The organism is Thalassobacillus sp. B23F22_16 (assembly GCF_043496955.1).
GTDB lineage: Bacteria > Bacillota > Bacilli > Bacillales > Halobacillaceae > Thalassobacillus > Thalassobacillus devorans_A.
Genome location: NZ_JBIEKD010000004.1, coordinates 38,907 through 54,460 on the forward strand (window position 1 = coordinate 38,907; position 15,554 = coordinate 54,460).

Sequence of the window (15,554 nt, forward strand, 5' to 3'; positions counted from 1 at the left end):
CATTACAATCTAACACGCCCTCCACCTTCCTTCATTATAAAAATATTGCCACTTTTTCCATTCATACACTATCTGGCAGTTTCAAACATAAACCGGACATCCCCCCTCATATAATGAACTATATTTGATTGTCAAAGGAGAGGATGATTTGCCGCCAATTTCTAATCGTGTCACCAGTTTACCCCCATATTTATTCTCAATCTTTCAGCAGAAGAAAAAAGCATTAGAAAGCCAGGGAGTTGATGTAATTGACTTAGGCATTGGAGCGCCAGATTTGCCTACGCCTGCGTTCATTATTGACCAGCTGGCTAAAGAAGCCCAGAAACCCGCCAACCATGTCTACTCCTCCTACAACGGCTGCCAGGAATTCCGTCAGGCGGTCGCCGGCTTTTATAAAAGAACCTATCAGGTAGAACTGGATCCTGATACAGAAATCCTTGCGCTCATTGGTTCAAAAGAAGGACTTGCCCACATGGCCACTGCCGTCCTGAACCCAGGTGAAACCGCTTTGGTTCCTGATCCTGGTTATCCGGTTTATCGTTCTGCTGTCCATTTAGCCGGTGGGACAACCACTTATCTGCCGCTGGATGCAGATAACCACTACCGGCCAATGTTTGATCACGTGTCAAAAGCCGATTGGAAGAACGCTTCGCTGATGTTTTTGAACTACCCGGGCAATCCGACAGCCGCTACCGTCGATCGTTCCGTCTTTGACGAGGCGGTGGCCTTTGCTAAACAGCATGATGTTGCTCTTCTTCATGACGCCGCCTACAGTGCACTAACCTATAACGGCTATCAGGCACCAAGTGTACTGGAGAGTAACGGTGCGAAAGACATTGCAGTGGAATTTGGTTCCTTATCGAAAAGTTTCAACATGACTGGCTGGCGGATCGGCTATGTCGCAGGCAACAGAGAGTTGATCAAAGCCCTGTCGATCGTAAAAAGCAACACAGATACATCCCAGTTTCTCCCGATTCAAAAGGCGGGGGCGGCTGCTTTAATGAGCGACTTTTCTGCGGTAAAAGAAAACGTTGCTGTTTATGAAAAACGGATGGCCATCATGCTGGATGCGTTACAGGAGCTTGGTATCAAGGTGACTAAGCCACGAGGAACCTTCTTCATCTGGGCGCCGGTACCAAAAGGATTTACCTCTTCTTCTTTTGCCGAGCGCATGCTGGAAGAAGCAGGAGTGATTATAACTCCTGGAATTGCTTTTGGCCCGTCCGGTGATAAGTACTTCCGAATTTCCCTATCGGTCGGTGAAGAACGACTACGGGAAGCAGCTGAGCGGATAAAAGCATTGAATAGCAAGGAGCGTTGATGTATGAAACCACCAAACCAAGCCTCCAGAATGAGTGGCGCCAAAGGGGTTGTCACGTGTTTAAAAAATGAAGGCATCGAAAAAGTTTTCTGTGTTCCCGGAGAAAGCTATTTACCTGTGTTAGATGAACTCTACGGGGAACCGAGCATCCAATTGATTTCTGCCCGTCATGAGGGAGGAGCCTCCTTCATGGCAGAAGGATATGCCAAAGCATCCGGCAAACCTGGGGTCGTGATGGCGACTCGAGGCGTCGGGGCTGCCAATTTGTCGATAGGTGTCCATACCGCCTACCAGGATTCGACCCCGATGGTGGTGTTTTTAGGACAAGTAGACAGCCATTTTTTAGGCCGGGAAGGGTTTCAGGAAGTGGATTTAGTCCAGTTTTTCCAGCCTATTTCTAAATGGGCTGTGGAAATCACCCATGCGGGGCGAATTCCTGAGCTGGTACAGCGAGCTTTTCGGATTGCCCAGACTGGTCGCCCTGGTCCTGTCATCGTTTCACTTCCGGAAGATGTTCTTCGTTTTAAAGAAAACATGACATTCGCTGCTCCGGTTAGCAAACCGAGACCTTCCCCTTCTTTAGAAGAGATTGAAATAGTGAACAGCTACCTGCAACAAGCGAAAAAACCAGTGATCATTGCCGGCGGAGGTATAAAACATGCGGATGCAGAAGACAAGCTGCTCGCTTTTGCGGAAGCAAACAGCCTGCCGGTTTTGTCTGCGTTCCGGAGACAGGATGTTTTTCCAAACGACCATCCTTTATACGTGGGACATCTTGGGCTGGGAACCAATCCAGGAGTACTGGATACCGTACGGCAGGCAGACGTACTGTTGGCGCTAGGTACACGTCTTTCTGAAGTGACGACACAGGATTATTCGGTTATCTCACCGGAACAAACGTTGATTCATATCGATATCACGCCATCGGTGCTGGGAAAATCCTTCGCTCCTGACCTGGGGATTGTAGCTGATATGAAATCAGCACTGCAGCTTATGAATGCTGCAACGAAAATCGCTTCTCCAATTTGGAAACCGTGGGTGCAGGAAAGAAGAAGTTGTTACGAAGCCGCCTCCTGCCTGGCACCAGATGATAGCGAAACAATCACCAATAACCAGGTGATTACTTGTCTGCAGGAAATGCTGCCGGGAGATGCGATTATTACCAATGATGCTGGCAATTTTGCCGGCTGGCTCCATAGCTTTTACCAGTTCAAACAGAAAAAGACCTATGTAGGCCCGACATCGGGTGCAATGGGATACGGGATGCCGGCAGCGTTAGGTGCCAAACTCGCCTCCCCGGATAAAACAGTCGTTTCCTTATCAGGGGATGGCGGCTTCATGATGACGATGCAGGAAATAGAAACAGCGGTCCGTTACCAAATTCCTGTAATCTGTATCGTTTTTAACAACCAGATGTACGGAACCATCCGCATGCATCAGGAGATTCACTTTCCTCATCGCGTATCGGGGACCGATTTAGGTACCGTTTATTTTTCCAAAATAGCCAAAAGTGTGGAAGCCGACGGTTTTTTCGTGAATAGTCTGGAGGATTTTAAATATGTCTTAAGTAAGGCGGTTAATAATGATCGGCCGACTGTCATTGAAGTGCCGATGGATCAGAATCAAATTTCAGCGAAGCGGACAATCGAAGATTTAAGAAAAAAGTAAACGTTATATTTATTTTTATTGGGAGGGTTTCTTATGGTCAATATCGAGAAGAAACTGGTCAATTACATTGATGGACAATGGGTGCTGCCGGATCGTAACAACTATACAGCTGTTGTAAATCCGGCAACTGGACAGACAATCACAAAAGTACCTTTATCAACGGAAAATGATGTACAAGCCGCTGTCAAATCTGCTAAAAAGGCGCAGAAAGAATGGGCACTTGTTCCGGCTCCACAGCGGGCAGAATTGCTATACCGGGTCGGCAGCATGATGAAAGAAAGAAAAGAACACCTGTCCAGACTGTTGACGATGGAAAACGGAAAAGTACTGGAAGAAGCACGAGGAGAAGTCCAGGAAGGCATCGATATGGCTTTTTATATGGCTGGCGAAGGTCGCCGACTGTTTGGACAAACTACCCCATCAGAATTGAAGAATAAATTTGCTATGAGTGTCCGTGCTCCCGTGGGAGTTGTCGGTATCATTACGCCGTGGAATTTCCCGATTGCTATTGCAACCTGGAAGTCCTTCCCGGCTATCGTTGCTGGCAATGCCGTCATCTGGAAGCCGGCAACCGAGACACCGATTATGGCCTATGAGCTGGCGAAAATTTTTGAAGAAGCCGGATTGCCAAATGGCGTATTGAATGTCGTGTTCGGCTCTGGCAGTGATGTCGGGGAAGCGATGGTAGCTGATGACACCATCCGGGTCATTTCTTTTACCGGTTCGAACGAGACTGGGAAGAATATCGCGAGTAAGTGTGGGATGAAGCTAAAAAAAGTATCCCTGGAAATGGGCGGTAAGAATGCCGTCATTGTCATGGATGATGCCGATCTATCATTAGCTGTCGAAGGAATTCTCTGGAGCGCGTTCGGAACAAGCGGCCAGCGTTGTACCGCCTGCAGCCGGGTCATCGTCCACAAAGATGTGAAGGAAGAATTAACGGAGCGTCTGATGACAGAAATGGAGAAGCTGACGGTTGGTAACGGACTCGATGAGACGGTGAAGGTCGGCCCAATCATTAATGCTGGCGCGCTAGAAAAAATCGACCGCTACGTACAAATCGGAAGACAAGAAGGCGCTGTACTTCTAGCTGGAGGCTATACGCTTCATGAGGATAAAGAAGATGCTGGTTATTACTACGTCCCTACGCTATTTACCGATGTGGATCGCACGATGCGGATTGCGAAGGAAGAAATTTTCGGCCCTGTCGTTTCTTTAATTGAAGTAGAAAGTCTCGAAGAAGCGGTCGAGATCAATAATGAAGTAAGCTACGGGTTATCGAGCTCCATCTTCACCCAAAATGTGAACCAGGTATTCGCTGCCCAGCGTGATCTGGATACAGGAATCGTTTATGTCAATGCCGGAACGATCGGCGCTGAAATCCATCTGCCATTTGGGGGTACAAAAGGGACAGGAAACGGACACCGTGATTCCGGACTCGCTGCATTAGACGTATTTACCGAATGGAAGAGCGTCTATGTCGATTTCAGCGGTAAATTGCAACGGGCACAAATCGACACCGAACAATAGAGTATTTTTCAAGTAAGTGAAGGAGGTTTTTATATGAAGGTAGCCGTATTAGGTTCCGGACTTATGGGAAAGGAAGCCGCCCGCGACTTGGTGCAAAGTCCAGGCGTGAAACATGTCGCACTGGCGGATGTTGATTATCAGAAAGCGAAAGACGTGTGCCGGCAACTGAACAGTCCCATCCTTGGTGCTGCTCAGCTCGATGCCACCAATGAAACGGAATTAGGGGACTTTATCAAAAATTATGACGTAGTGATCAACGCGCTGTTTTACTCATTCAATGAAATTGTCGCCAAAAAAGCAATCGAAGCCGGTGTCCATTCTGTCGATTTAGGAGGCCATATCGGCCATATGACGGACAAAGTCTTAAAGCTCAAGGAAGAAGCAAAGGCCGCCGGTGTCACATTAATCCCGGACTTAGGGGTTGCTCCTGGTATGATAAATATTTTGTCGGGATATGGCGTCAGCAAGCTTGATCAAGCGAAATCTATTAAACTATATGTTGGCGGCATCCCTGTCCAGCCGGAACCTCCTTTTGAATATAATCATGTCTTTTCCATGGAAGGTGTTTTCGATCACTATACCGATCCCGCTCTGATTATTCGAAATGGAATGAAACAGGAGATCCCTTCTTTATCAGAAATTGAACGCATAAACTTTGAAAAGTTCGGTCCATTAGAAGCTTTCCATACTGCCGGGGGTACATCCACCTTATCCTACTCCTACCCTTACTTAGATACGCTAGAATATAAGACGATCCGCTACCCTGGCCACGCTGAAAAATTCAAGCTCCTTGTCGATTTGAACCTGACAAGAAATGATTATTTTGTTGAAGTTAAAGGAGCAAAAGTAAGCCCTCGGGAAGTATTCCTGAAAGTGTTGGATCCGATAGTTGATTTAAAGGAGAAGGATGATGCTGTCCTTCTAAGGGTGTTAGTATCGGGAGAAAAAGACGGGCATGCCACTACTTACACTTACGAAATGGCTACCTTTAAAGATCGGAAAAATAACGTAACAGCAATGGCGAGAGCTACGGCCAATACTATATCTGTAGTCGCTCAAATGCTCGGAAATGGCACGATTGAGAAGCGTGGTGTCTATCCTCCGGAACAAATCGTCCCGGGAAATAATTATATTGAAGAGATGGCAAAGCGTGGTGTGAACATTAAAGAAACAAAACAATGGAAGTAAATATAGAAAGAACACATAGATAAAACAGCCCGAATACCAAATATCGGTATTCGGGCTGTTTTTTTACGACACCTGTAGCTTAAACTTCTAAACGACGAACTTATGTGAGACAAATTTCTAGGAAATGAGACATTTTAGCTGATTTAAGAGAATAAAAAAAACCTGAGAAGTCGAAATGAACTTCCCAGAGGGTGCCTCTAGTTCTTAATTCCCATCGATATATATTTTAATTCCACATATTCATGGATGCCATGGTGTCCGCCTTCTTTTCCGAAACCCGATTGCTTGATGCCGCCGAATGGTGCTTCTGCTACAGCAGGAAAGACATCATTGATGCCGATGATACCGTAGTCCAGCTTTTCTGCGACCCGGACGGATCGGTCAAGATTCTTCGTGAAAAAGTATGCGGCCAATCCATATTCGCTGTCGTTGGCTGCGTTGATTGCATCTTCTTCACTTGTGAAGGACTGGAGCGGAAGAATGGGACCGAACGTCTCCTCGTTCATGACCAGCATGTCGTTTTTGACGCCAGATAGGACGGTCGGCAAGTAATAATGTCCTTTGCCTGTGCCTTCCCATAGATTACCGCCACATGCGATTTCAGCGCCTTTTGCGAGGGCATCCATCACCTGCTCATGCACTTTATCGGTTGCCCCTTCGTTAATCAATGGACCCATGTCCACCTCCTCTGCAAGTCCATCACCGAGGCGCATTGCTTCTACTTTTTCTACTAATACTTGTTTGAACTCATTCCAAATGTCAGCTTCCACATACACGCGGTTTGCACAGATACATGTCTGACCGCTGTTACGGAACTTACTTGCCAATGTCATTTCCGCCGCCTGATCCAAATCGGCATCGGCAAAAACGATAATAGGGGCATGCCCCCCAAGTTCAAGGGAAAGTTTTTTTACTTGATCGGCACTTTCTCGCATTAAATGCTTGCCTACTTCCGTTGAACCAGTGAAAGTAATCAGCCGGACATCTTCATGATGGAGTAACGCATTTCCTATTTTGGCAGAATTGCCAGTTACGAGGTTCACCACCCCGTCTGGCACCCCTGCTTTTTCAAGGATTTTTACAATTTCAATTGCTGTTAATGGTGTTTCAGAAGCTGGTTTCAAAACGACAGCACAGCCTGCCGCTAACGCAGGAGCGACTTTCCTGGTAATCATCGAAGCCGGGAAATTCCAAGGGGTGATTGCTCCCACTACCCCGACAGGCTGTGGAATGACAGAAAGCCGTTTTGATTCAATCGATGACGGGATCCATTCCCCGTACAGGCGATTCGCTTCTTCGGCATACCATAATAAGAAACTGGCTGCCGATTTGATTTCTCCTTTTGCTTCGCGCAGTGGCTTCCCCTGCTCCATTGTAAGAACCGCTGCTAAACGGTCTTCCTCTTCTTTCATAAGCTGATTCGCTTTATAAAGGATAGAGGAACGCTTCCTTGGTGACAAAGATGCCCATTGTTTTTGTGCTTTACTGGCAGCTTCAATGGCATTTGTTGTATCGATATCATCACCATAAGACACATGGGTAAGGATATCCCACGTCGCTGGATTACGTACCGGTGTTTTTTTTCGTGAAGATGCACTGTTCCACCTGCCGTTAATATAAATACTTGGCACATAAGCTTCAAAAGTGATCAATCAGAACTCCCCCCTATTGCTCATCTGGTTCATATGGCCAGGCTGGCAGCATATGATCCAACGGCTTATCTTTCCGGTAACCAAGAACATATTGCGCTTGCATGATCGTATGGATTTCCCGTGTTCCTTCATAGATGACAGGCGCTTTCGAATTGCGTAAATGTCGTTCAACAGGATATTCATTAGAATACCCATAAGCACCGTGTACCTGAACCGCATCATCAGCTGCTTTATTAGCAAAGTCGCAAGCCTGCCATTTTGCTAACGAAGTTTCCCTCGTGTTTCGTTTTCCTTTGTTTTTCAACTCTCCGGCACGATAAACGAGTAACCGGCTCATCTGGAGTCCCGCCTCCATATTGGCAATCATTTGCTGTACTAATTGATGTTTTCCTATTTCATGACCAAATGTTTTGCGTTCATGACAGTAATCGATACTCGCTTCCAGGCAGGCCATTATCAGACCGCATGCTCCTGCTGCGACCGTAAAACGGCCATTATCAAGAGCGGACATGGCTATTTTGAAACCGTCTCCTTCTTTTCCGAGTAGATTTTCTGCCGGTACTTTTACGTCTTCAAAAAATAATTCACCGGTATTACCCGCGCGGATTCCAAGCTTTCCTTTGGTAGCTTTTGAGGAAAAACCAGCTGTGCTGCGTTCCACAATAAAGGCTGATATCCCATGGTGTTTTTTACTTTTATCGGTATAAGCAAAAACGATAAAATGATCAGCTGTATCGCATAGCGATATCCATGTTTTCTGCCCATTTAATACATAATGATCGCCCTTATTGGCAGCTGTTGTCTGTATCGCCGCTACATCCGACCCTGCCCCTGGTTCTGTCAGGCCAAACGCTCCTATCTTCTCACCTTTAGCCTGAGGAATCAGATACCTTTGTTTTTGTCCTTCATTTCCCCATTGCAGCAAAGTAAGACTGTTCAACCCGATATGGACCGATACGGCCGTACGGAAGGCTGTATCTCCCCTTTCCAGTTCTTCACAAACAATAGCGAGGGAATTATAATCCATTCCACTACCGCCATATACTTCCGGAATGCAGACACCCATCAGTCCTAAGTCCGCCAATTTGGTTAGAACAGCAGGATCAAAACTGCCTTGTTCATCCCACGTGCGCATATTCGGAACGATTTCCTTATCCACGAACTGACGTGTCATCTTACGTAATAATTGCTGTTCTTCGGTAAAGTCAAAATTCATACATGTATCCTCCATTCACTATTTTTACTCCTTTTTCTCCTCGTTAAAAAATTCCTGTTGATGCTCCCCGGCTTCCGGTGGATGATACCGGTAGGAAACCGGGGTTCTCGACAACTTCAACGGGCTCCCTACCATCTTAATTTCGCCAGCTCTAGGATGAGCCATAGAGAAAAACATTTCTCTTGCCGCCAGCTGAGGATCCTTCGTTAATACCTTCAAATCCTGGATCGGACCGCATGGTATTTTCGCTTTATCTAAATGGACTTTCCAATAGGTTGCCGGCTGTTTCTGGAATACTGTTTGTAAAATAGCTGTCAGCTCTTTTCTGTTTTCCACGCGGGCCGGGTTAGTAGAAAAACGATGGTCCTCTGCCACTTCAGCCATTCCTAATAGCTTGCATAAACGCTGGAACTGACGATCATTTCCCACCGCTACTATCATTTCTCCATCTGCCGCCGGAAAGGTCTGATATGGGACAATATTGGCATGATGGTTCCCTAGTCGCTTGGGCACTTTCCCTGACATGAGGAAATTGCTGGCGATATTGACGAGGGAGCTAACCGCTGTATCATAGAGAGCGAGATCGACTTTTTGACCATTTCCGGAAGCTATTCTTTCCAGTAATGCAGCCTGGATGCCGATACAAGCGTACAGTCCTGTCAGCACATCAGTAATGGCTATACCGACTTTCTGTGGGCCGGATTGCTCATCGCCCGTGATACTCATCAACCCACTCATGGCCTGAATAATAAAATCATATCCAGGTAAATCTTTATAAGGGCCTGTCTCTCCAAATCCAGTAATGCTGCAATAAACAAGCCCGGGATTCATCCGTTTCAAATCGTCATAACCCAGTCCCATTCGTTCCATCGTCCCCGCTTTGAAATTATGGATGACCACATCAAAATCACGGACTAAGTCCATGATTTTCTTTTTTCCTTTTTCACTTTTCAAATCAGCTGTAATGCTTTTCTTATTTCGATTGGCACATAAATAATAGGCACTGACACCCTTCTGAAAAGGCGGTCCCCATTTCCTTGTTTCATCACTGCCGCCGGGAGCTTCGACTTTTACAACCTCTGCCCCCAAGTCTCCAAGTATCATTGTGCAATATGGACCTGCAAGAACCCGTGATAGATCAAGCACTTTGATGTCAGATAATGCACCCTTCATTACGCTCCATCACCTCATTTCTTTCAAAGCTTTATCCTATGACGTCTCGTTGTTTTATTTGCTTATTTCATAGTTATGATTTTATGTAAAAGAACATGTCCATAAAGCAGGAATTCCTTACTTCTATCGCTTTTATAAATAAAAGCATTAATGCTTTAAATAATTTATCAAAAAAAGGTTTAGATTTTTCAGATTATAATGTATAATCAATCATTAATTTATCAAAAGGAAGTGAGTTTCGTTGAAGATACTAGAGAAAATCAGCAGTTTCATGGGGAGTACATTCGCGGTGTGGGTCGTCCTGTTTGCCGTCGTTGCTTTCATATATCCACCAGCATTTACCTGGATCGCTCCCTACATTACTCCATTATTAGGAATCATCATGTTCGGCATGGGGCTGACATTATCAGCAAAGGATTTCCAGGAAGTATTTCGTAGACCAAAAGACGTTGCTATCGGTGTTGGAGCGCAATTTCTTATTATGCCAGTATTGGCATTCATTCTTGCCGTATCGCTTCCTGTATCGCCTCAAGTGGCGGCCGGCGTTATACTGGTAGGATGTTGTCCAGGCGGAACATCATCGAATGTCATGACATATTTATCAAAAGGCGATACGGCACTTTCTGTTGCGATAACTGCCGTGTCTACCTTGCTTGCACCGGTACTCACACCTTTATTAGTTTTACTGTTAGCAAGCAGATGGCTGCCTATTTCTCCAGGTGCGTTATTCTTATCGATCGTCAATATCGTCCTTATTCCAATATTGCTTGGTTTTATCGTAAAAGCGTTGCTTGGCAGTAAAGTAGAAGCAGGAGTAAAGGCTTTTCCATTAGTCTCGGTTATCGCCATTGTTGCGATTGTTACTGCAGTAGTCGGAGTGAATCAACAGCAGATCGCCACGACTGGAGCTATTATTTTCGCCATCGTAGTACTGCACAATGTACTTGGCTACTTGATCGGTTTAGGATTGGGAAGAATGATGGGGATGGATGCGTCCAAACAACGGGCGGTTTCTATTGAAGTCGGCATGCAAAATTCCGGACTTGGGGCCACACTTGCTGCCGCTCATTTTAGTCCATTGGCAGCCGTACCAAGTGCGATTTTCAGTGTGTGGCACAATATTTCCGGTCCGATCATTGCGACGATTTACCGCAAGCAGAAAGAGCGGGAGCCGCAGGAAGTATCGAAGAAGAAATTCAGCGTGAGCTGATTACTTTCTATTGTATTGCATAACCTAAGTGCAACTTCACTAAGGAAAGAGGTTGTATGATGTTAGAAGAACAACTGCGTGGGATGGAAGAATATGATACAGCGACCCTGAATGACCAAATGCTTAAAGAAGTTAAGGACTTGGAAGGAAAGCTAAAAGCCTATTCCAGCGAACCGGTCATTCTGATCGCTTACACACACCGGTAAATGAAAAAAAGCGCCGCATTCCAAGGAATGCGGCGCTTTTTCTATGTTGTACGCCCCCGGCAGGATTCGAACCTGCGGCACACGGTTTAGGAAACCGATGCTCTATCCCCTGAGCTACGGGGGCACGAAGTTAGCAGGCACAAAGTATATTATACAAAAGATATTGTGATTTGAAAAGATTTCATATCCGCAAATTCTGTCATTACCTGTCCATTCCTGCCATTTCTGTGGTAAAATATAAGCTGTCTGTCTGAACGTATCGAATTATGTCTCTTGATTGTTGGGTAAGGAGGAGAAGAGATGGGACAACTGCCTTTTGTTGCTGTGGAAGGGCCAATCGGTGTCGGAAAAACCTCCCTGTCGAAAAAGATCGCCTCCCATTTTGATTTCCATCTATTGCAGGAAATCGTCGAGGAGAATCCTTTTCTGGGAAAGTTTTATAATGACATCGAAGAATGGAGCTTCCAGACGGAAATGTTCTTTCTATGCAACCGGTTCAAGCAGCTGGAAGATATAGAAACGAAATACTTACGCCAGAATAAGCCAGTAGTGGCTGATTACCATATTACAAAGAATATGATTTTTGCACGTCGTACATTGCCGGAACAAAAATTTGAGAAATACACACAAATTTATGATATATTGACGAACGATATGCCGCGTCCAAACATGATGGTTTATCTTGATGCAAGTCTCGACACTCTGCTGGAGCGTATTCGTATGCGCAATCGCGGTGTCGAAGCGAATATCCAGCCTTCCTACCTGGAGCAGCTCTCTCGTGATTATGAAGAGTTTATGAATCACTTTGAAATGACACATCCTGAGATTCCAGTCATTCGAATCGATGGGGATAAGCTCGATTTCGTCAAACACCAGGATGATCTCCGCTATATTCTTGATCAGGTTGAATACCATCTACACAAAGGAGAAGTTATCACATGAACGCTAGAGAACGTTACGGCATTCCCCATGATAGTGTCATCACGATTGCAGGCACGGTCGGTGTCGGTAAATCTACCATGACCAACGCACTGGCCGACGCTTTGAATTTTCGTACATCCTTAGAAAAAGTCGAAACTAACCCTTATTTGGATAAGTTTTATTATGATTTTGAACGGTGGAGCTTCCACTTACAAATCTACTTCCTTGCTGAACGTTTCAAGGAACAGAAGAAAATCTTTGAATATGGCGGAGGGTTCATCCAGGATCGCTCGATTTATGAAGATACAGGCATCTTTGCCCGCATGCATTATGAAAAAGGGACAATGTCTGAAACAGACTATGACACGTATACGAACCTTTTTGATGCCATGGTGATGACGCCATACTTCCCTCATCCTGACCTTTTGATTTATTTAGAAGGATCGTTTGAAGATATTTTAGAGCGTATTCAGAATCGTGGACGTCCGATGGAGCAGCAAACTCCGGTTTCTTACTGGGAGGAGATGTTCCAGCGCTATGAAAATTGGATTGATAACTTCAATTCTTGCCCGATTCTGCGGTTGAATATCGCGGACTACGATGTTATCAATGATGAAAACAGCATCGAGCCTGTCTTAGAAAAGATTGGTCATTTCATTAATCAGTCACGGAAATGGCGCTCCAGCCGCTTACTGACAAAATAAAAAGAAAGCCTCATGAGGGCTTTCTTTTTTTATATAAAGAAAGAAAAAAGCCGTTACCAGAGGCAACGACTTTTCATATAATCTCCAAATTTTATGCGCTTTGTTTGTAAATATGGCGGAGGAGGAGGGATTCGAACCCCCGCGGGGCGTAAACCCCCTGGCGGTTTTCAAGACCGCTCCCTTCAGCCGGACTTGGGTACTCCTCCGTCTTGTCCAACAAATAAAAATATATCATGCCCCTTGTCTTACTGTCAACGCAAAAACCAAAAGATTAAATTTTGTGATAATTAATTTGTAGAACATAAGCAGGCCTGGAAACAACTCGCTTTCCGCGGGAAAGACGCCGAGCCTCCTCGGTCGTTCCTCCCTGCGGGGTCTCGTCTATCTCTTCTTCCCGCTGGAGTCTCGTCATTTTCCTGCCTGCTTACCATATTGACTGTATAGAAATATACAAAATTATAGCTATCCTATTCCTGCCCATCAGCGGCGATTTATTTTAATAGGTGGATGAAAAAACAGGCCAGATCCCTATTTTTTAGATATTAAAAACGAGCCTGAGTTAGTTTCAGGCTCGTTCGTATAACTTTTATTTGATTACTTCTTTACCGCCCATATATGGACGCAGGACTTCTGGTACGATTACGGAGCCGTCTTCCTGCTGGTAATTTTCTAAAATAGCAGAGACGGTACGTCCGATTGCCAGGCCAGAGCCATTTAAAGTATGGACGAATTCCGGCTTGCCTTTTGCTTCACGTCGGAACCGGATACCGGCACGACGAGCCTGGAAATCTTCAAAGTTAGAGCAGGAGCTGATTTCACGGTACGTGTTGTAGCTTGGCAGCCATACTTCGATATCATACTTCTTAGCTGCCGTGAAGCCAAGATCTCCGGTGCACATACTCATGACACGATAAGGAAGCTTCAATAGTTGTAGTACCTTTTCTGCATTAGCTGTCAGTTCTTCTAATACGTCATAAGACTCTTCCGGTTTGCAAAACTGGACCAGCTCCACTTTATTGAATTGATGCTGGCGAATCAACCCGCGCGTATCGCGTCCGGCAGAGCCGGCTTCAGAACGGAAAGATGCACTGAATGCCACATATTTCTTTGGCAGGTCCTCAGCGTCCAAAATTTCTTCCCGGTGATAGTTGGTAACAGGCACTTCTGCTGTCGGCACCAGGAAATAATCCCAGCCAGCGATGCGAAACGCGTCTTCTTCGAATTTCGGCAGTTGACCGGTGCCTGTCATCGCTGTACGGTTGACCATATACGGAGGCAGCATTTCCTGATAGTCATGTTCGTCTGCATGGAGGTCCATCATGAAATTAAGCAGGGCTCGTTCAAGTCGGGCTCCAAGTCCTTTATAGAATACGAACCGGCTTCCTGTCACCTTGGAAGCACGTTCAAAGTCAAGGATATCAAGTTCTGTTGCCAGGTCCCAGTGCGGCTTAGCTTCAAAACCGAAGTCTGGAAGGTCACCCCATTGACGTGCTTCAATATTGTCGTCTTCATCTTCCCCAACCGGTACACTTTCATGCGGGATATTAGGAATGGATAACAGCATTGTCTCCAACTGCTCTTCGACTTCTTTCAGTTCGTTGTCTAGTTCCTTGACGCGGTCTCCAACCTCACGCATTTCCTTGATCATATGATCGGCATCTTTCTTTTCCCGCTTCAGTACAGAGATTTCTTTTGAGACTTCATTGCGCTTTGCTTTCAATTCTTCTGTTTCTGCAATCAATTCACGTCTGCGGCTGTCCAGATCACCAAATTTATCGAGATCAGACAAGTCTTCTCCGCGGTTCTGTAATTTGCTCTTTACTTCATCAAAATTGTTGCGTAAGTATTTCATGTCCAGCATGGTTGTTTCCTCCTTATGATTATTTTAGCTATTAAAAAAACTCTCATCCCTATAAAAATAGGGACGAGAGTTTATATTCCCGCGATACCACCCTGATTGGAGACAAACATGTCTCCCGGCTCATCTTCATTAACGGCGAATCACCGGATTTGCCTACTGATGGTTCAGCAAATCTGCTCAAGGATGGATTCACAAGCCCTTTTCGTCAGTTCACACCGGCCACTGACTCTCTTTGGAAAAGGGAACGTGCTACTAGTTCCTGTCATAGCATTGGAAATAGAATTGTTGTTTATAAAGAATAGCGAATTTTCACTTAGGATGCAAGTGATTTTCTTGATTCTTCCACCATCTCGACAAAATGTGCCGTCAATCGATGGTCATCGGTCAATTCCGGATGGAAAGCACAAGCCAGTAAATGACCTTGCTGTGCTAATACGATTTTATCCTGGTGGGTAGCCAGGACATCCACTTCCGGTCCGACTTCTAAAATATAAGGGGCACGAATAAATACAGCATTGTATCCTTCCGCTACACCTTTAATATCCAAATCGGTCTCAAAGCTTTCACGCTGACGTCCAAACGCATTGCGTTCGACTTTGATATCCATCAGTCCTAAATGGACATTGTCTGTTCCTGCAATTTCAGAAGCAAGCAGAATCATGCCTGCGCATGTGCCGAAAATAGGCTTTCCTTGTTTACCAAATTCACGTAATGGCTCAAGGAAATTATATTTATCGATCAGACGGCGCATTGTCGTACTTTCACCGCCCGGGATAATTAAACCGTCCAAATCGTCCAGTTGTTCTACGCGCTTGACGATGATGCCTTCAGCGCCAGAAGCTTCGACAGAGCGAATATGTTCACGAAAAGCTCCTTGAAGTCCCAATACACCGATTTTAGTCAT

Annotated in this window: 13 protein-coding genes, 2 tRNA genes and 1 other annotated feature; of the genes, 8 read left to right on the forward strand and 7 right to left on the reverse strand. The window is 45.4% G+C overall.

The window, feature by feature from the left end:
• Window positions 1-148: 148 nt before the first annotated feature.
• The 4 genes from ACGTNI_RS05085 to ACGTNI_RS05100 are packed head-to-tail and all read left to right on the forward strand — an operon-like array spanning window position 149 to window position 5,707.
• Complete coding sequence (locus ACGTNI_RS05085; RefSeq protein ID WP_394460460.1) at window positions 149-1,321, forward strand: LL-diaminopimelate aminotransferase; 1,173 nt, start codon at window positions 149-151, stop codon at window positions 1,319-1,321.
• Window positions 1,322-1,324: 3 nt separating this feature from the next.
• Entirely contained in the window at window positions 1,325-2,989 is a 1,665-nt protein-coding gene (locus ACGTNI_RS05090) for a thiamine pyrophosphate-dependent enzyme (RefSeq protein WP_394460462.1), read from the forward strand.
• Window positions 2,990-3,022: 33 nt separating this feature from the next.
• Window positions 3,023-4,519 carry an aldehyde dehydrogenase family protein gene (locus ACGTNI_RS05095; protein ID WP_394460464.1) on the forward strand — a complete coding sequence of 499 codons (1,497 nt, stop codon included), beginning with the start codon at window positions 3,023-3,025 and terminating at the stop codon, window positions 4,517-4,519.
• Between the two features lie 33 nt (window positions 4,520-4,552).
• Window positions 4,553-5,707, forward strand: coding sequence for a saccharopine dehydrogenase family protein (locus tag ACGTNI_RS05100; protein ID WP_394460466.1), 1,155 nt, complete (start codon window positions 4,553-4,555; stop codon window positions 5,705-5,707).
• 197 nt (window positions 5,708-5,904) lie between these two features.
• On the opposite strand, the gene ACGTNI_RS05105 is transcribed toward ACGTNI_RS05100, so the two are convergent.
• From ACGTNI_RS05105 to ACGTNI_RS05115, 3 genes are read right to left on the reverse strand one after another with little or no spacing between them, the layout of a single operon-like run.
• Window positions 5,905-7,359: an NAD-dependent succinate-semialdehyde dehydrogenase gene (locus ACGTNI_RS05105; protein ID WP_394460468.1), complete on the reverse strand. Its 1,455-nt coding sequence runs from the start codon at window positions 7,357-7,359 to the stop codon at window positions 5,905-5,907.
• A gap of 13 nt (window positions 7,360-7,372) precedes the next feature.
• The gene (locus ACGTNI_RS05110) at window positions 7,373-8,575 is read right to left on the reverse strand and encodes an acyl-CoA dehydrogenase family protein (RefSeq protein ID WP_394460470.1); all 1,203 of its coding nucleotides are present in this window, start codon (window positions 8,573-8,575) and stop codon (window positions 7,373-7,375) included.
• 24 nt (window positions 8,576-8,599) lie between these two features.
• Window positions 8,600-9,748, reverse strand: coding sequence for a CaiB/BaiF CoA transferase family protein (locus tag ACGTNI_RS05115; protein WP_085506646.1), 1,149 nt, complete (start codon window positions 9,746-9,748; stop codon window positions 8,600-8,602).
• Between the two features lie 241 nt (window positions 9,749-9,989).
• On the opposite strand from ACGTNI_RS05115, the gene ACGTNI_RS05120 reads away from it, so the two are divergent.
• Together ACGTNI_RS05120 and ACGTNI_RS05125 are read left to right on the forward strand one after the other, a co-directional pair.
• Complete coding sequence (locus ACGTNI_RS05120; protein WP_394460472.1) at window positions 9,990-10,958, forward strand: bile acid:sodium symporter family protein; 969 nt, start codon at window positions 9,990-9,992, stop codon at window positions 10,956-10,958.
• A 59-nt stretch (window positions 10,959-11,017) separates the two neighbouring features.
• Complete coding sequence (locus ACGTNI_RS05125) at window positions 11,018-11,164, forward strand: hypothetical protein (RefSeq protein WP_394460474.1); 147 nt, start codon at window positions 11,018-11,020, stop codon at window positions 11,162-11,164.
• Window positions 11,165-11,215: 51 nt separating this feature from the next.
• Here ACGTNI_RS05125 and ACGTNI_RS05130 read toward each other — a convergent pair.
• Window positions 11,216-11,288, reverse strand: a tRNA-Arg gene (locus ACGTNI_RS05130).
• Window positions 11,289-11,464: 176 nt separating this feature from the next.
• Here ACGTNI_RS05130 and ACGTNI_RS05135 point away from each other — a divergent pair.
• The gene (locus ACGTNI_RS05135) at window positions 11,465-12,106 is read left to right on the forward strand and encodes a deoxynucleoside kinase (RefSeq protein ID WP_394460476.1); all 642 of its coding nucleotides are present in this window, start codon (window positions 11,465-11,467) and stop codon (window positions 12,104-12,106) included.
• Window positions 12,103-12,789 (forward strand): deoxynucleoside kinase, encoded by a 687-nt coding sequence (locus tag ACGTNI_RS05140; protein WP_085506644.1) that lies wholly within the window; start codon window positions 12,103-12,105, stop codon window positions 12,787-12,789. The genes ACGTNI_RS05135 and ACGTNI_RS05140 overlap by 4 nt, the downstream gene beginning before the upstream one ends.
• 113 nt (window positions 12,790-12,902) lie before the next feature.
• On the opposite strand, the gene ACGTNI_RS05145 is transcribed toward ACGTNI_RS05140, so the two are convergent.
• The 3 genes from ACGTNI_RS05145 to pdxT form a co-directional block, all read right to left on the reverse strand.
• Window positions 12,903-12,995: transfer RNA gene (locus tag ACGTNI_RS05145), tRNA-Ser, on the reverse strand.
• A 380-nt stretch (window positions 12,996-13,375) separates the two neighbouring features.
• Entirely contained in the window at window positions 13,376-14,650 is a 1,275-nt protein-coding gene (gene serS, locus ACGTNI_RS05150; protein ID WP_394460478.1) for a serine--tRNA ligase, read from the reverse strand.
• A 56-nt stretch (window positions 14,651-14,706) separates the two neighbouring features.
• Window positions 14,707-14,925 (reverse strand) — a binding site (T-box leader).
• Window positions 14,926-14,963: 38 nt separating this feature from the next.
• On the reverse strand, window positions 14,964-15,554 hold the full coding sequence (gene pdxT, locus ACGTNI_RS05155; RefSeq protein WP_085506642.1) for a pyridoxal 5'-phosphate synthase glutaminase subunit PdxT: 591 nt from the start codon (window positions 15,552-15,554) through the stop codon (window positions 14,964-14,966).